The sequence below is a fragment of the Bradyrhizobium sp. AZCC 1719 genome, assembly GCF_036924525.1.
Lineage (GTDB): Bacteria > Pseudomonadota > Alphaproteobacteria > Rhizobiales > Xanthobacteraceae > Bradyrhizobium.
The window spans coordinates 7,163,680-7,181,674 of sequence record NZ_JAZHRU010000001.1; the positions used below are offsets into that span (position 1 = coordinate 7,163,680).

6 protein-coding genes are annotated in these 17,995 nt (G+C 62.5%); 2 read left to right on the forward strand and 4 right to left on the reverse strand.

Annotated features, from left to right (window positions below):
* Positions 1–64: 64 nt before the first annotated feature.
* The 4 genes from V1292_RS33755 to V1292_RS33775 all read right to left on the reverse strand — a co-directional run bounded on the left by V1292_RS33755 (position 65) and on the right by V1292_RS33775 (position 14,808).
* Entirely contained in the window at positions 65–9,523 is a 9,459-nt protein-coding gene (locus V1292_RS33755; protein WP_334376888.1) for a choice-of-anchor I family protein, read from the reverse strand.
* A 211-nt stretch (positions 9,524–9,734) separates the two neighbouring features.
* Entirely contained in the window at positions 9,735–13,067 is a 3,333-nt protein-coding gene (locus V1292_RS33760; protein ID WP_442895586.1) for a tetratricopeptide repeat protein, read from the reverse strand.
* Between the two features lie 41 nt (positions 13,068–13,108).
* Positions 13,109–13,981 (reverse strand): alpha/beta fold hydrolase, encoded by an 873-nt coding sequence (locus V1292_RS33770; protein WP_334376890.1) that lies wholly within the window; start codon positions 13,979–13,981, stop codon positions 13,109–13,111.
* Positions 13,978–14,808 carry a thioesterase II family protein gene (locus V1292_RS33775; RefSeq protein WP_334376891.1) on the reverse strand — a complete coding sequence of 277 codons (831 nt, stop codon included), beginning with the start codon at positions 14,806–14,808 and terminating at the stop codon, positions 13,978–13,980. Before V1292_RS33775 ends, V1292_RS33770 begins: the two co-directional genes overlap by 4 nt.
* Positions 14,809–15,097: 289 nt before the next feature.
* On the opposite strand from V1292_RS33775, the gene V1292_RS33780 reads away from it, so the two are divergent.
* Both V1292_RS33780 and V1292_RS33785 read left to right on the forward strand, forming a co-directional pair.
* Positions 15,098–15,328, forward strand: coding sequence for an MbtH family protein (locus tag V1292_RS33780; RefSeq protein ID WP_334376892.1), 231 nt, complete (start codon positions 15,098–15,100; stop codon positions 15,326–15,328).
* A 522-nt stretch (positions 15,329–15,850) separates the two neighbouring features.
* Entirely contained in the window at positions 15,851–17,977 is a 2,127-nt protein-coding gene (locus V1292_RS33785; RefSeq protein WP_334376893.1) for an AMP-binding protein, read from the forward strand.
* Positions 17,978–17,995 lie beyond the last annotated feature (18 nt).

The window sequence follows — 17,995 nt, forward strand, 5'->3', positions numbered from 1 at the left end:
ATCTGACAACAGAAATCGGGGGGGCGCACGCGCCCCCCTTCACACGATCAACCCGAGATGGTCATCAGGCGAACTTGAAATCGTCCACCGTCAGGCTTGCCTTGTTGACGCCGACCAGAGTGATGCTCGAGCCGTCATCGTAACTGATCTCGACGCCGATCTGCGTGTCGTGCAACGCACTGGAAGCCATCAGCGCGTTGAAGTCGGCAAACTTCGACTGATCGAGCTGAACGACGTCATGGTCCGGACCAGAGCCCGCACGGAAGTCGAACACGGTGTCGCGCCCGGCCCCGTCGTTGCTGAACTGGAACACGAAGGTGTCGCGACCCGAGCCGCCGTTAAGCAGATCGTTGCCTCCTCCGCCATTCAGAATGTCATCGCCGTCTTCGCCGAGCAGGTTGTCGCGGCCGCCATTGCCGTTGAGGGTGTCGTTACCGGTGCCGCCGAACACGTAGTCCTTGCCCTCGCCCCCATGCACGATGTCATTGCCGCCCTGGGCGAGAACAAAGTCGACGCCGCCGCGTGCATTGATCCAATCGACGCCATCGGTTCCGAGCAGAAGGTTCGTGCCGTTGGTTCCATTGATCACATTGGCATCGGTCTCGCCCGTCACCGTCAGCGTGAACGTACCGGTCGACTGGGCGTTCAGGTTGTCGGCGGCGGTATAACGGATCGAGACGGTGGCGTCCTGTCCGTCGTTCAGGCCATCGAACAGGTTGCCCGGGGTAAACTGCAGTTGGCCGTTCGGAGCAATCGAAAACGCCGACTGCGCCTGTGCGTTGGTCAGGTTGATGCCGTCAACGCCAGTGACCTCGAAAGCCGCTAGGCTGAGCGGCAGGTTGCCTTCGACGTCGGTGTCGTTGGCCAGAAGATCAAACGATTTGGCTTCGTTCTCACCCGCAGTGCCGGCGTCCGCCACCGTGACCGGCGCATCGTTCACTGCGGTTACCGTGAAGCTGACCTTGCCAATATCCGACCCGCCGTTGCCGTCGCTAAGGGTGTACTCGAACGAGGCGGGTCCGTTGAAGTCGGCGGCCGGCGTGAACCGGATGCCACCGGCCACGATCTCGGCCGTGCCACCCACGATGTTGGCGAGCGCCGTGATCGAGAGCGTGTCAAGATCGGCATCGGTGTCGTTGCCGAGAATGTCGGCAAACGGGATGACGAACGCCGCCGCGTCTTCCCCTACTGTCGCTGCCGCGTCGTCGACAGCCACCGGGCCGCGATTGACGATCGCGCCGTTGATGCCGCTGCGATCGAGCTCCTGGCCGTTGGCGAAGGTCACCTTTTCGACGCCACCGCCAATCCGCTGATCCTTCAAGGTGATCACGCTGCCGTTGGACAGTTCGATCAGAGTGTCGTTGCCAAACCGGCGGAACGTGACGTTCGCAGCATTGAGATCAACCAGCGCCAGCGTATCGGTATCGGCCGGCGTGTTGGCCGCTTCGGTAATGATGTCAGAGCCGTCGCCCAGCTTGTAGGCATAGGCATCCGAACCCGCTCCGCCGTTGAGGTTGTCGTTGCCAACGCCGCCGATCAGCATGTCGTTACCGTCATTGCCGCGCAGGCGGTCGTCGCCGGCATCGCCCACCACGGTATCGTTTCCTGCGTCGCCGAAGACGAAGTCGTTGCCCTCGCCGCCCTGGACACGGTCGTTGCCGTCGCCGCCTTCGATGACGTCATCACCGCCGCCGCCGAGCACGAGATCGTCGCCGCCGAGGCTGCGGACGCGATCGTCGCCATCCTTGGCAAAGATCGAGTCCTTTGCGGCGGTGCCGGAGAGGTCATCCTCACCGTCGGTTCCCATGATCGGCAGAACGGTGTCGTTACCGCCGTTTGCAACCAGATTCTGGATACGCTGATCCTGGGCCGGAGCCGTATCCGCCTGCGCGTACGGAGTAACCGAGAAGTTCGCCGCGAGATATTCGGCCAGCGCATCCTGCTCGAAGCCGTCATCGGTGAACTTGGCATCGCCGGTGCGGGCTGCCACGTCGTCTGCCGGCAAATTGTCCGGAGACAGATCGACACGATTGGCAAACGCCGGGTTGGCCGCGATGTACTCGGCGAACCGGAAGCCGTCAGGCCGGTTGAACCCGCCCGGAGCGTTGGGGTTAGCCCCACCGATCAGGAAGCTCAGCGTCACCATGCGGATCGCCGCCGGCGCATCCGCAACCACCTCACCGTCGGCGACAACGACCGCGATCACGTGCTCATTTTCGTCGACCAGGGTGACCGAGCGAACCCGATCCCCGGCAGGGCGGGTCAGATCATAGCTGAACCGGAGGCCACCGACCTGGGCGAAGATGCCGCCCGGATTGGAAACACCGTTTTCAAGAGCCTCAAGCAGTTGCTGCGGCGTCAAGGTGACAAGGCTGAGCGCGTTGTTGAAGCGCAGCGAGTTCTCGATGTCGAGCTGGCTGACCTCGCCGGCTTCCTTGCCAACCTCCGGATTCGCAGCAGGCGGCAGCTCCGCGCCGTCGCCCTCGGAGCTGATCGAGCCGATCGAGTCACGAATGCCGCCGCCGTTCTTGATCGAAATCTGAACGGTGCTGTCGTAGCCGGACTTGGCGTACCACAGGTTGGCATCGGCGGAGAGGTTACCGAGATTGGTTTCCTGAGCGCGCACCTCGCCACGTCGGCCCTCAAGGTAGACGTCGGTACGGCCAAAGGTGACAGCATCCTTCTGCGTGATGATACCGTCAATCACGGTGGTGATATCGCGCACGGCGTCGCCGCGCGACCCCTCGGCGAACGGATCGATGCCGGAGCCTTCATAGACTCGCGCCAGACCCGCATCGTCAGTGGCATAGGCGCCATTGATGCTGGGATCGAGGCTGGCCGGGATGATGTCGCCATTGGCGTCGAACTCGAGCACCAGCCGGCCGACATATTTGTAGTTGCCGTCGGTGTTGACGAGAACCGTGTTCTTGCCTTCCGCATTGGTGATGATCTGTGCGTATTCCCCTTCGCTGACATCGCCCGGGCGAAGAACATCGTTGCTGTCGGAGAGCAGCGTATTCGAGCCGCCGGCGATCATCACGTCGACGCCCTTCAGGAAGGTGATAAGCTTCTGCTCGTTCTTCAGCTCCTGAAGCTGCGAAACGATGATGACCTTGTTCACACCCTGGGCGATGACGGCATCGATCGCCGGCTGGATAACCGCTGCAAGCGCGATGAAGTCGGCATCGGTTTCCAGCGTACGCGGACCAACGATACGCACGCCACCCGGCGTCGTGATGTCTTCGAACACCGGGGTCGTGACACCGACGATGCCGATCTTCTCGCCATTTTCGTCGAGAATGGTCGACGGCGCGATGCGGCGGCCTCCGCTTGCTCCGACGCCGAACGTCGCTTCGGTCAGCGGCGTGGTCTGGGCGTTGGGCGCCAAGTCCGGCTCGCCGGCAAAATTCAGGTTGGCGGCGAGATAGGCAAAGCTGGTTCCTTCGTAGCCGCCAAGCGGGCCGGCGCCATCGGGATCCGCGACGGGGCGGATGAGATTCTGCACATCGCGCGGGCCCGGATCGAAGTCGTGGTTGCCGATGACGGAAGCCTCGATCCCGATCGAGTTCAGGATGCGGATATCGGCACGGCCGATGCTCGGCGGGAAGAACGAGGCCAGGGCCGGATCGCTCGAGGCATTGAAGAACGGGCTCGGAATGTAGTTGTCGCCCGAGGCCAGCGTAATCGAATTGGCGAACGTATCCTCGAGCCGGTCGACGATGGCCGCGAAACGCGGCGCGTCGTCGATCGCCTTCAGGCTAGCCTCGAAGTCGGACGCGTGCAGGATCTGCAGCTTGTAGGTCTGCGGCGCCGCGACGGTGAAGTCGAGAGCGTTCTGCGCGATGCCGCCGAACGCATTGCCGGCGACGTCGGTGATCACGCCCGACGCCAGCGTGACGTCGTAGGTGGATCCGGCCGCCAGATCGGTGGTCGGGTTGATGGTGACGGTGTCGCCGGAGATCGTGACCTGCGAGGCATCGTTGATCGCGATCGTCCGCGTGTCGCCCGCGCCGTTGCTGATGACGATATTTCCGGTGCCCGCCATGACTGCTTCGTCGAAGGTCAGGACGATGTTGTTTCCGGCCGCGACCGCGGTCGCATTGTCCGCCGGCGTCGCAGCGGTGAGCATGGGCCCCGTTGCATCGGTCAACTCGGCGGCCGTGAGCGTCCGGTCCGCAAACTCAAACCTCTCAACGTTTGTGACGGTGTCATTGCCGTCCGAAGAGCCGGTGCGGTTGTCGGAAATGACGAACGAACCGCCCTGCACGGTGACCGTATAGTTGCTGCGTGCGCCAGTGAACACCGCAACGTCGCCAGCGGCGCCGCTGGTGCCGCCATCGATGACGTCATTGCCCGCGCCACCGGCAATGCGGTCATCGCCCCCGAGGCCGTTGATCGTGTCATTGCCGGCGAGACTGCCTCGCGCGCCAAACTTCGCGGTGTAAGCGGCCTGGTCGAACACGTCGTTGCCTGCGGTGGCGATCGCAGCCGAACGGGACATCACGAGCGACGATACCGATGGATCGTGATCGGAGAGCTGGTCGATAAACTCCGAATTCATGTGCACGATATCGAACTGCGCGCTGTCGAACAGATTGTTCGAGACCAGGATGTGATCCAACGCCTGCGCGTTGCCGTCGAAGTTGTAGGAATAGCGCTCGTTTACGGGGAGCTTGCTGATCAATTCCGAAAGCACAGCGGTGCCGGGCGTAAAGATGCTGGGGGTCCCATCCGGGCTGGCGGTGGTGCGGGTCAACTGACCCGTGATGAGATCAACCACCGGGAAGAACTGGAAGTCGTTGAGATCACCCAGCACGACAATACGGTCATCGGTCGCCGACCCGTTGGCCAGGAGGCCATCGACAAACGCATTGATCGTTTCGGCCTGTCCCTCACGCTCATTCGAAGTGCCGGTTTGTTGCGAAGACCCGTTGATCGGGTCGGCATAGAGCGGCAAATCCAGCAAGGTGGTGTAAAGCGGAGCTGAACCGCCCTTCGAGGAGAGATGGTTGTTGACCGTCCAGAACGTGCCGCCCTGGTCGTCCGTGTAGCCCACCGGCGACCATTCCATCGGCAGCGACTTGCGCGTGGCGGCAAAGTCGGTATTGCCCTGTCCGATCTGGTTGGCGCTCGCGAACTGCTGCACCTTCACCCCATCAGCGTCACTGACAATATCAGTCAGGCCATTACGCCCGGTCGGCGAAACCGCGTCCGGATTGTACAGATAGGCGACACGCTGATTTCCGTTCGGGATACCGCCAATGTTGTCGATCGGCGGCGAGTCGATAGCCACGTAGCGCGGTCCGCCGGCCGCAACAATCGCGTCGATGAGCTGCGACAGGGTCAGCGAAGCGCTGGTGACGCTCGAGCTGTTAGCCCCGTCATTGTCCAGCACCTCCTGGAGCGCAATGATCTCGGGTGCCTTGAGATTGTTGACAACGGCGTCCGCGAGGCCGGCGAACTTGCTTGCCGGCGTCGGTACGCCGTCTACCGGTTGGCCGATCGGCGCCAGGTTCTCAACGTTGAAGGTCGCAACGCGAATCCGGTCCAGATTCTCCACGATAGTGGTGGTTTCCCTTTGCAGGTTCGCGGCCGTAACCGGGCCATAGGCCTCGGTCGTGTTCACCTCATACTGGCCATTCGCATAGTTCACGACGCCTGTTACATCGCCTAGTCGATCTCCGGTCTGAAGATTGGTCGGCAGCGCGACACCGGCCTCGTCATCCAACTGAATCCGCTCCGGATTGAAGTCGAACACCTTGTCGGCAGGCTGAGTGGTTCCGGGCGTCGTGTCGCTGATCGTCAGGCCGCCACGCGAATTCTCCGAGGGGTTGACGCCGACGTTCGGCGTTACGAACTGCTCGTCAAAGTTCGAGTGGAAGGGACTGGTAACACGCACATCTTCAAGCGTGACGCGCATGCCTTCCAGCGATTCCCAGAAATCCGATCCCTGATTCACCGGATCGTAGGTGCCAGCCGGGGGAGCGGTATCGACATCATCGTCGCCGAGCGACACCATGGCCGGCTTGCGCTCAAGGCCGGTCGCGAGGTTGTCGACATCGCCGATCCGCACAGCCGTCGGCAGAGCATTGCCGGTCGACAGCACGCTAGTAGTACCTGCCACTGGATTGAGCTGCGTGACCGACAGTTGGTTCGTGCTGGCGAACTCGTTGACGGTTGCGGTCAATTGCACTTCCGCGCCGACGACGATGCCGCTTGGGATCGTGACGTTGGCACCCGTGCCTAAGAAGACGAAGACGGCATCCGAGGTCCGGTAGTCGCCATCGCCGACGGCGTCCTGAATGTAGTAGCCGACCGGGTTGTTGCCGCCATTCTCGGTGCCGGACGCGTCAATGGCAGTGACGATGCCGCGCACGGTTACCTGCTGGCCGACATGCTCCGAGCGATGCCCCGCGCCCTGAACTTCGTAAATATGCATCGCATCGTCGTTCTGGATCGTGCCGGTCGCGACCGCTTGCGTGGCGCTGACTGCAGCGGTGACGCCCTGCTGCGCCGTCGTCGCATTGGTGATGGTCGCCGTGAAGCTCTCGTTGGCTTCAAACGCGGAATCGCCAGCTACGTTGATCGTCACGGTAGCCGACGTCTGGCCGGCCGGAATGGTGACCGTGACGTTGCTCGGCAGGTTCATGACGCCCGCGAAGTCCTGCGCGTTGGCGCCGTTGCTCGCACCCGCCGCCAATTGCAGCATCACATCGACCGAACCGATAGTGCCATTGGTGCGCTCGATGGTGAAGGTGAACGCGGTGGTGCCGGTATCTCCTTCCGCGTGCGATACGCTGGTCGAGGACGACGCGACCCGGATTTCCTGGGTGTAGTTCTGCGGCAAGGCCGCGTAGACGGTCAGCCCCGCGCCCGCATATCCGGCGCTTGAGTTGCCTTCGTTGGCGGTGAGCACGAGCGCCGTACCGGTCGGGCTATCTGCGGCGCTGATGAACTTCGTCAATTCGGGCGCATTGCCCTCGCCAGCGAGCGGTGGTTGGTAGCCGACATACGAGGCATTGGCCGGATCGGTGATGTCATAGACCATGACGCCGCCGACCCGCTCGAGGCCGACGAAGGCGTAGGTCCGCCCATTGATGACGCCGACATCGACGCCTTCCGGCTCGGGACCCTTGTTGTCGGAACGATTGTCGGTGGCTCCACTTCCACCACCTTCGGCCGTATCGACGTTGAAGCGTGTGGCAAAGTCGCGCGCAATGATCGCCTCGAACTCACCGCCGGTTTCGCGGACCTTGGTAATCGTACCGTCGGCATTCTGCTTGAAGATCGAAATGCCACGGCCGCCATAAGCGTACACCTGGTCGATGTCGCCATCACCGTCGGTATCGCCGAGGTCCGAACGGACCCTAAGCCGGCCGAGGCCGGTGGTGTTGTCCTGGAGTGCCGCCGCATTCGGATAGGCGACCTCATCAAGCGTCACGTTCGCAAGGTTGGACTCGTCGTCGAGCTCTACTCGCGCATCGCCCTCGTTGGCAGTGACGAAATATGTCACGCCACCAACTTCAAAGGTCGCGATCGCATCCGGCTGAAGCAGACCGATCACATCGGCGTTCTGAAGATTGATTCCACCACGATCGGTGCCGTCAAAGGCGTTGCCGGCCAGGTTGCGATCGACGCCGCCAAGCGGCAGGATCGCAAGCGGTTTGGTTGCGGCGGCATCAGTGAGATCAATCACCGCGACCGCGTTGACTTCCTGCAACGTCACATAGGCGCGGCTTCCATCCGGCGAAACCGAGATGTATTCCGGCTCGATGTCGGCGGATGCCGGCTGGCCGTTGAAGAGCGCAACGCCTGCCTGCTTGAGGACCGCCTCGAATCCGTCGAGGCCCTCGAACGATATCGTGTTGGCTACCGCTGCGTTGGCGGCGCCGCCCGAAAGGCTGATGATGGAAACGCCGCCCTCCGGGTTCACCATCTGCGAGCTGCCATCGGGGAGCGAAATCGAGACCGGCTCGCCTTCGTCCGCAACCAACAGTTTCGATCCGTCCGCAGTAAACACGAGCTGGTCGGGGCCGGCGCCGACTTCGACGGTCTTGATCAGCGTACCATTCGGATCGAAAAGGGCGACGAAGCCGTTCGCGCCGGGCAGGTCACTGGCGTAAGCCACGGCGAGAACGCCGTTCTTGATCGCAACCGAGTTCGCGCCACCGAAACCATCAAGGGCGGCCAAATCGATCGAGGAAACGAGGTTCACCGTGCCGCTTGCGCTGATGGCCACAATGTCAATCGTGTTGCCCACGGTATTGAGCACATAGGCGCGACCGGTTGACGGATCGAACGAGACAACTTCGGCATTGGTGCCTGCGGCTGGCGCGAAATTATCGAGCCGAACGAGCTGCACTGCATTGGTGGCGTTCGGGGTCGTGGCCGACCCTTCCAATGACTGCGCCTGGTCGAGGATCGTGATGCCGCCGATCACGTTGCCCGCGGGTGCGTCGTCGTTCTGGATCGTTCCAGTCGCGGTGGTCTGTGTGCCAAGCGAGGTCGAAACCGCCGCGTTGTTGTTGGTCGCGGCCTGCAGCGTCAACGTGAACGCTTCGTCCGGCTCAACCGTCACGTCGCCGTTGACCTCGACAGTGACGAGCACCGAAGCCTGTCCGGCCGGTATTGTCCCGCTGAAGGCGAAGGGCACTGCAGCAGCGCCATTGAAGTCGGCGGCATCGGCCGCTGCCGAGGTCAGTTGGCCGCTAAAGTTGACGTCACCGGTGGTACCGCCGGTGCGCTCTACTGTGAAGGTGAAGGTCGTCGTTCCGGCGCTCCCTTCAGCGTGGGCGACGGAGAACGAGTCGGCGGCGAAAGCCACCGTTTGCGACGGAGTGCCTGGCTGGATAGTAAAGGGCACACCCGAGATTGGAGACTGCGGAGCCGTGAGGAATGGCGCGTCAGGCGCGACGCCATCAGCGCTCTGATCGCCGCTGCCGCTTTGCGCGACAAAATTGGCGGTCGTATTGAAAGCCGCGAGGGCAGCGGCACGCGACGCGAAAGATGCTCCGCCGAGTGTCGGGTCATAAGCTGCGACATCGGCCCCGTCAGTCCGGGGCAGCACCAGGGCCGTCGAGCCTGCGGCCAGCCCGGTACCGCCGAGCGAGCCACTGGCAGCGGAATTGAAGCCGCCGTTTGCGTTCGTCACCGCGCTCAGGAACGTGGTCGGGGCACTCTCGGAGGTGCCGAGGAAGGCATAGATCGACTCGTCGGAATTACCGAGCGCGATCGTTCCGCCGGAGATTGTACCAATGTTGGCGCTGCGGGTAGCGGCGGAGGAGGTATTGAGAAGTTCGACAATCGTCCCTGCCGCCAGATCGCTATCGCCATTGGTCCAGGTCAGACCACCCTCGCCCGTATTGAAAGCGCCGCCAGATTCGATTGCCAAACCATTCCACTCGTTGTCGCTGAAACGGATGACTGATCCGGCAACGATCGGATCGATCACAATAAAGGCGAGGCCGTCATTTCCGTCCGCGTTGAAACCAACGAAAGCAATCGAACCGGGACCAAGAGCCATTAGACAATCTCCAAAAAAGGCAAAAGCCGACCGCGGCCGCACGAGGAGGCTCGCGCAGCGCCGAAAGAGGGGCTGTGTGACAGCGGCGGGAATATAGGCTGGCGTTAATTACAGCGCGGTGACGGTTTATTAACCATTCGTCATTGTCCCACGCAGAACTCTGCGGCATGTCGGCTGAAGCCGTTGCCGCTTTGTCCTGATAGGAGCGACGTTAAAGGGTGCCGCTCCCCACGAGCACAAAGGGCGCCCATATGGCGGGGTGCGCATTCTCGCCGCCCCTCGCGATCAAGGCCGAGATCGAGCGGCGAAGCGCCTCGGCACGACCGACATCAGGGCGCCCCTTCATGGCATCGATGGCGCCGGTGATGATGGCAACCGCTGCGTCGGAGCTGACCGCCCAGTGCGAGACCAGCAAAGCGCGCGTGCCCGCATAGAAAAATGCCCGCGCAAGACCGGAGAAGGCCTCCGAATTGGAAGCTTGGCCGCCAGCCGTATTGCAGGCCGACAGAACCACCCAATCGGCATCCAGCTTCAGGCCCGAAATCTCCGACGACGAGAGATAGCCGTCATCGCCGGGCGTGGCGGCCGGCGGCGGGTTCAGGATCAGTCCCGGCTCGATAGACCCATGTACCTGCCCGGCAAGCGCACCATGTGTCGCAAAATGCAGGATACGATACCTTGCGAGATCGCCGCTTTCGTTGAGCGTCTTTATCTTCGTCTCGGTGGCGCTATTGCCGAGATAGACCTCGCCTTTCACGGGCGAGAAACTATTTGCCACCGAGCACAATTCAAGCGCGGTTTCCGGCAGTGGCATCTGTCGCCTGAGTTGCTCGATGTCGGCGGTGCCGCCGGACAGCGCGGCGACCGTGCGCAAGCCTCTTTGCGCGATCTGGCTTGTTTGCGCCGGAATGGCTCCGCAATTCTGGATCTGGCGCGCCAACCTGGCGCGCGCAACCGCAAGATCACTGCGGCCATCTCCGTCGAGCAAGGGATTGCCGAAGCCGAGGAACGGCTTCGATGCAGCGCTCTTCCGCGCGATCTGGCGCAGCGCCTTGAGGCTGGAGACCGAGGGCAAGACGGTCGTCGCAAATCGCTTGACCAGCCAAGGCGCTTTCGAAAGGTCCGCTTTCGCGCGGTCATTGCCCGCATCCGGCGCAGGCTTGTCAGTCAGCAGCACCCCGAAAGGCAGCATGGCCAGCGGACCGGACGGCACCAGGATCAGTTCTTTGCCCTCGATGTCGTGGGCGACCGGGCCGAGCAGCGCCTGATAGAGCGCAAACGCCCGCTCCTGGTCGAACGGCAATGGCTCGCCGGCCGGCAGTGGGCGCCTCACGCCGAGTTTTTCCGGGCATGTGGATGTCTTGTCCAGCCACGCCTCCACATCGAGGCCACAGCGCAAGATTCTGACCGTATCGGCGAGTTGCTTCTCGCCGATATCAGCAGCGTGCCACCGCACGTCCGAACGGGTAACTGTCCAGACAAAGGTGAAGCGCAAGGTCGTCGTGAACAGCAGCAAAGCCTCGTTCGGATGGAGCTGCTTCTGAACGTCCTCGATCGAAATGGGAGCCTTGGTGACCAGCGCCGAATATTCCGGAAACCGAGCGCCGATCGCACGGTCCAGTTCCCGGATCTGGCCGGCGATGGCCGAGGCCCAGGCCCGAAGCGCCTGCTCCGTCGCCGGGTTGCGCGCGGCGTCAGACCGCGATAGCGCCGCGATCAGCCGCTTGTCGGTGGCGACTGCTTGCCCATCGAGATCCTGCCGCTCGCGAACGCGCGCCGCCAGATCCCCACTGCCTTCCGCGATGCGGGCCGACATTCCGGCAATCGCTCGCGCAGCCTGTTCGTCGCCGATCCATTGCGCCGCCTCGAACGCCTGCAATCGCAGCACGCTGGCCTGCCCGCCAGTGGAGCCGCTTGCGAGATTATGGGCGGCGACGATCAGTCCCGGGAACGGATTGGTATCTTCATGGGTCTTCAGAGCGCCCCGGCCCTTTTCCTCGCTAAACTCCGTGGCGCGGCGGCTATTCTGGATGGCCGCCGCCCGGGCAAACGCATCGTGGGCTTGCCGCCAATCCTTCATATCGAGAAAGTGTGCGCCAAGATTAACGAAGCTGTTGGCGACGTCCGGATGCGCGTCGCCGAACGCGTGCAGACGCATGTTCAGCGCCCGTTTCAAGAGCGGCTCGGCCTCCTGCGGCCGTCCGGTACTGTCCAGGATGACAGCTAGATTGTTGAGACTGTTTGCGACCAGCGGGTGAGAACTGCCCAGCACGGCTTCGCGTATGGCGAGCGACCGACGCGCGAGCGGTTCCGACTCCGCGTAACGATCGCCACTAATAATCAGCGTCACGAGATTGTCGAGAGAAACGGCAACGTCCTGGTGGGTCGGGCCGAGGCTCTTTTCGCGAATGGCGAGCGATTTGCGGAAGAGCTGTTCGGCCTCCTGCTTGCGCCCCAGATGCACCCACGCTTCGGCAAGATTGTTCAGAGCCGTCGCCACGTTCGGATGCGCCGCTCCAAATGCTTTTTCCTTTATCGCAAGCGCACGGGCAAGCAGGCCTTCGGCTTCGGCTTCTCTGCCCTCTCGCGAGAACACCAGGGCCAGATTGTTGAGGCTCGCGGCGACGTCGGAATGGTTTGGACCCAGCACTTTTTCCCTGATGGCCAAGGTCCGCCGGGCCAATTGCCCGGCCTCCTGAAGTCGCCCCTGTGCACGACGGAGCTCTCCGAGATTATTGAGCGTGGCCGCCAGATAGATGCTGTCGGAGCCATGCTGCTTTTCCTGGACATCGAGGGCTTCGGCAAAGCGCGCCTCCGCCAAGTGCAGCCGGCCTTGTGCCCGATAGATCTCGGCGATGTTGTTCAGGGCAACCGGGACCATGACGTCCGCTTGCCCCGGAGACTTTCTGAAAATTGCCAGCGCACGGTTGAAAATATCGAGCGCTTCCGTCTCCATCATTTGACGGTGACGGAGATTGCCGAGTTGCATGCGCGTCAGCGCCGTCGTGAGATGGTCAGCGCCCAGCACGCGCTCATTAATGCCAATCGCCCGCAAAATATCTCGCTCGGCATCATTCAATCGGTTCTGGCCCAGCGCGATCTGACCCAGGGTAGCGAGCACGGCGGCAACATCAGGATTATTTGGGCCAAGGCTTTTCTCACGGATGGCAAGCGCCCTTTTCAGGACACTTTCAGCTTCCGCCGTTTCGCCTTGCGTCTGCAGCACCTGGCCCAGCACGACCAGTGTCGTTGCCGTCAAAGGCGACTGTCGCCCGGAAGTTCTTTCAGCCTCGCTTTGGAGCTTCCTCGCAAGACTAATCGCTTCGCTGTAGCGGCCTTCCTTTGCAAGCGTTGTGATGCGCTGCATCAGCGTCAGCATATCCTGTGGACCCGCGCGGCAGGGCGACACCATGACGCTCACAATAAATAGGATGCCCAAAAGCCACTCGGCAAACCCCTGCCACCCTGCCCGCATGCTGCGATTGCTCCGATTCCTGCCACCCCTTGTAGGCCACACCAAGATGGAGGCCGTGTGACCGGCCATGCCTGTTCAGGAAATGCGAGCCACAGGAGCCGGCCGAGACATCAAGCGGGCAGTAGAAATTCGCTCAACGCGCGCGATACAGCGGCCGGCTGATCAAGGGGCGCCAGGTGGCCGCAGTCGGGGATGACCTCCAGCCGCGCGTGGGGTATCAGGCGATGCGCGCGCTCGGCGATCGCGACCGGCAGCAGCGGATCGTCGGCGCCATGGAGGATCAACGTGGACACCGTGAGCGCGGGGAGCCGATCGACATAGCTGGTCCGTAACCCACGCCAGCCGACTTCACGGCGCTCCCAATCCCGCAATGCCGCTGCCGCGCCAGGCTTGCGCAGCAGCCTCATCACCCGATCGAGCAACATCGGCGTCACCTGCTCGGGTCGATGCGGCATGGCCCGCCGCAGCGCCCAGCCGGTCAGTCGCCGATTGCTTGCCAGGATGCGCCACTGAAGTGCACTCAGCCCTGGCAGATGTACCCCGAACCATGTCGCCCGACCACCGGGAAGGGCGTCATCAAGGCAAGCGCTATCGATCAAGACCAGGCGCTCAACGCGTTCCGGAGCCTCGAGCGCGAAGCCGAGAGCAATGCCACCACCCATCGATACTCCCGCCAGACTGGCGCGGTGGAGACCGAGTTCGGCCATTAGCGGCGACAAGAACGCTGAATAATCTGCAAAGCCCCACCCGCCGGGCATTGGATCGCTGTCGCCGAAGCCTGGGAGGTCCGGCGCAAAGACACGGCATCCCGTTGCGAGCGCCGAAATAGCCGATGCGAAACTTACACCGGCCGCATCAAAAGCAGAGCCATGCAACAGCAGCACCGCAGGGCCGGTGGCGCCGGCCTTCAGGCAATGGACGCGCAAGCCTGAGACCTTCAGCCAAATCTCGTCGAAGGGCTGATCCGCGCGGTCAGCGATCATCCTGTCACGCACGGCGTCGCTGGCTCTGTCGAGATTGCCTTAGCGAGATCGCGCTCCAGCATGGCGACGACCCGGTCGGCGCAGTCGAGCACAAAGAAGTGACCGCCTGGGAACATGCGCACCACGCATTCGCCGGTCGTTTCCTGTTGCCAGGCGAGCAACTCGTCGCGGCCAGTATCCTCGTCGCAAAACCCTCCATAGGCGGCGATATCGATGCGCAGCTTGGAGCGATCGCGTGGTCGGTAAGTTTCGCAGGCGCGGAAGTCGGCGCGGAGAATCGGCAACACCAGTTCGAGAAGGTCGGGTGACCTGAACACCTCCGGAGGCGTAGCCCCGAGTTGGCGCAGGTGCGCGATAAACTCCGCATGTGGCGCCGCGTGCATCGGAGGGGTCGACTGCGGCGCCTTCGGTGCACGGTGGCCGGACGCTATCAGCAGCCGAGGCATCGCGCTACCGCGTGCGGCGAGCAAGTGACACGCCTCGAATGCCACCAGGCTGCCCATGCTATGTCCAAACAGCGCATACGGCTCGCTCGGTCCGGCCGCAACAAGATCGGCAACCGAGCGGGCAACCTGCTCAATGGTTTCGAGTAGAGGTTCGCCTAGCCGACTGCCGTGGCCGGGATACTCGACAGCGCAAATTTCAATGTCCGTCGGCAACAATTCAGGCCACGTGCGAAACATCCCGGCCGCGCCGCCCGCATGTGGCAGACAATAGACCCGCGCACGCGCGCATGATCTGCCGATCCGTGTTGGTGAGACAGGTGCTCCTCGGAACGGCGGTCTGATCGATCGCCGAATGTCCGCTTGCTGATCGAACTTCGTCATCGCCTTGCCGCACATCGTCTGTTCGCGGAGCGACGATGTTCCGCCCGCGCAATCGAAGGTTCGGAGACTGCTCGCGGAATGTGAACTTCTGATGATGATACCCGGTCAGGTTGACATGACGTGAGCGCGCGGCTGGATTGCACGTTTGTCTGGGAACAACGTCAGCGGTTACGGGATTACCGGCGCCTGATGGATCGGGGAGAGCAACATAACGTTCCCCGACGAAGGGAAGTTCCGATCAAGTTCCATCAACCAACCCGGATCGACAAGCGCAGGGAGAGGTCGCGCGATGACAGCGGAAAACCAATCGAGCGATGAAGTCTATCTCGTCGTCGTCAACGACGAAGAACAATATTCGATCTGGCGTGAAGACAAGAGCGTTCCTGCCGGCTGGCGAGCGACCGGCAAACGGGGCACCAAGGCGGACTGCCTGCAACACATCGAAGACGTTTGGATCGACATGAGGCCGCTGAGCTTACGCAAGCGGATGGCCGATATTGCCGGGCGCGATGCATCATAACCCTAGGTCTTGATGACGCAGTCACGTGGCGCGTGCTGTGCGACGATTCAATTCACACGAGCATTGGCGTTGCCCTCGCCGTTTCGCGGAACTGCAATCCGCTTGTAACGGATCCAGCGTTCACGGGCGCACGTATCACGGCGCCACATAGGAGACTTCGTATGGTGCTTGCTGCTCGCCGCATCCCGATTTCGATGGAGGTAGGCTTGTGAAACATCCTCCCAACCGTCCAACGGCCGCTTACGTTCGACTTCCCGGGAAGTCCGATCCGCACGGAGGTCGGATGACAGTGGTCCTCTTCACTGCAATCGGAAGCACCGTCCTGAGACCCACTAAGCCAATCTGTGGCGTGGGTGAGACCGATCCCCCTCTGCTCGACCGAGCTGGTCGGCGATGGTCCCGTTAGAGAACGGATGAGTTCTCGACATCGCCATCCGAGCGCTGTTGCTCCAATTTCTGAAACGCTAATCGCCTCAACAGGCGGTAGCACGCGTGGTTGCGAATCGGCCGGGAGAGAAGCTGATGATGCCTTCGAACACTGCCGTCACAATGGTCGAGGCGTTGCGAGAGCACGCACAAACGATGCCGGAACGGCCGGCGCTTCGTTTTCTTCCCGCCGCATCCGCGAGGGCCGATCTCAGTTTTGCCGCGCTCGATCAGGCGGCAGCCAGACTGGCTGGAGCATTGAGAACGCGCATGCGACGCGGGGATCGTGTGCTGATGTTCTATCCGCCCGGGCTCGACTTCGTGATCGCGTTCTTTGCTGTTCTCTACGCCGGCGCGATCGCGGTGCCGTTGGCCCCGCCTCGGCGATCGGGTAGCAGCCGCGTCATTGCCGCGCTGATTGCCAATGCCGAGCCCGCGACGGTCTTGACGTCCTCGCAGCTAGCACCGCGGATCAGCGAGATCCTGTCCGAACTCGGTTGTTCTCTCGAAGCGGTCGTGACCGATACCTTGACGACTGATGAGTCAAGCGGTGACGACGTTGTGATGCCCGCGCAGGATGACATTTGCGTCTTGCAGTACACATCCGGGTCGACCGGCACTCCGCGCGGTGTTGTGGTCACCCATGCGAACGCCGCGCGCAACGCTCGGCTGCTGGCGAGCCAGGCCGAACTGAATGATCGATCAGTCTGGGTGAGTTGGGTTCCTCACTTTCATGATCTCGGCTTATTCGGCGGCATCTGCACGCCACTCTATCGAGGAGCAACATCGGTTCTGATGCCGCCAGCCGCGTTCGTTGCCCGCCCGATCCGCTGGCTCGAGGCGATCACGCAATATGGCGGCACCGCCAGCATTGCACCCAACTTCGCCTATGATCTGTGCTTGCGTCAGATCCCGGAGGAAGATTGCGCCGGCCTCGATCTCAGTCGCTGGGCCGTAGCAGGGTGTGGTGCTGAGCCAATCCGAATGCAAACCCTGAACGGCTTCGCCGAGCGCTTCGGCCGCTATGGACTGAAACGCCAGTCGATGTGTCCGTTTTACGGATTGGCAGAGGCGACGCTGCTGGTGTCGGGCGGACCGGTCGGAGCAGGACAGACAGCGGCGACGGTTTCGCTGTCGGCGATTCGCCGGAACCGGCTGGAACCAGCGCAGGGTCCGCACGACGCCTACGACATCCCCTCCTGCGGAAAGCCAACTCCCGAGCATCGGATTCTCATTGTCGATCCACAGACGATGCAGCGCTGCGGTCCGAACGCGATCGGCGAGATCTGGATCGACGGCTCGACCACAGGTCCGGGCTATTGGAGGAACCCGCAGGAATCCGCGCGCGTGTTCGGCGCCCGTCTTGCAGGCGACGACGGCCCGTTCCTGCGAACCGGCGATCTCGGTTTCATGCGTGAGGGCGTCCTGCACGTCAGCGGACGCATCAAGGACGTCATGATCATCCGCGGCCAGAATGTGTATCCGCAGGATCTGGAAGCAACCGCCCGGGTTGCGGTGCCTGAGCTCACGGAGGCTGCCGCATTTACGTTGTCTGACCAGGCAACCGAACGCGCCGCGCTGGTGATTGAGGAGCCCAGGCGGCCTGCAGTCGATGCGACCTCCAGTCTCGAAGCCGTGCGCGCTGCGATTTCAGCCCATAACGGGGTGGATCTTGATCACGTCGTGCTGACGCATCACCGCGCCCTTCCCAAGACGTCGAGCGGTAAAATCCAGCGTTCCCATGCACGCCAGATGCTGCTCGACGGATCGCTGCCGGTGCTGGCCGAATGGCGTGGCGACAGCGAGGCCGCAGAGGCGGAGGGAGATCATGCCGATGCCATCGCGCTGGTGCTCGACTTGAGACGGCAGACGGATTCCCAGCAGATCCAATCGATCAAAAACTATCTTCATCATGTCTTCGGCGAGTTGCTCGGATTCAGTGGCGACGATCTCGATCGCGGCGAGACCCTCATGGCGCTGGGCGTGACGTCGCTCGGCATCACGCGCATCAGGGCCAGAATCGAGAGCGAGTTCATGATCCGGCTCGATCCGGACATGCTCTGGCAGGACTGCGGGTTCGCCGATCTGGCGGCGGAGTTGCGCCGCCGGGTGCTCGCATCTCCGCTTTGGGCAAACGCCGATGCCGTGGAGCGCCTCGCCGAAGAGGTCGCTCAAATGCACGACGAAGATGTCGCTCGCGAATTGGGGTCGAGCGCAGTCTGACGGTCACGTCGCCGTCAC

Excerpts from the sequence above, each read along its gene's own strand:
- V1292_RS33755 (WP_334376888.1), bottom strand. The coding sequence starts at position 9,523 with ATGGCTCTTGGTCCCGGTTCGATTGCTTTCGTTGGTTTCAACGCGGAC.
- V1292_RS33760 (WP_442895586.1), bottom strand. The coding sequence starts at position 13,067 with ATGGCCGGTCACACGGCCTCCATCTTGGTGTGGCCTACAAGGGGTGGC.
- V1292_RS33770 (WP_334376890.1), bottom strand. The coding sequence starts at position 13,981 with ATGATCGCTGACCGCGCGGATCAGCCCTTCGACGAGATTTGGCTGAAG.
- V1292_RS33775 (WP_334376891.1), bottom strand. The coding sequence starts at position 14,808 with ATGACGAAGTTCGATCAGCAAGCGGACATTCGGCGATCGATCAGACCG.
- V1292_RS33780 (WP_334376892.1), top strand. The coding sequence starts at position 15,098 with ATGACAGCGGAAAACCAATCGAGCGATGAAGTCTATCTCGTCGTCGTC.
- V1292_RS33785 (WP_334376893.1), top strand. The coding sequence starts at position 15,851 with ATGATGCCTTCGAACACTGCCGTCACAATGGTCGAGGCGTTGCGAGAG.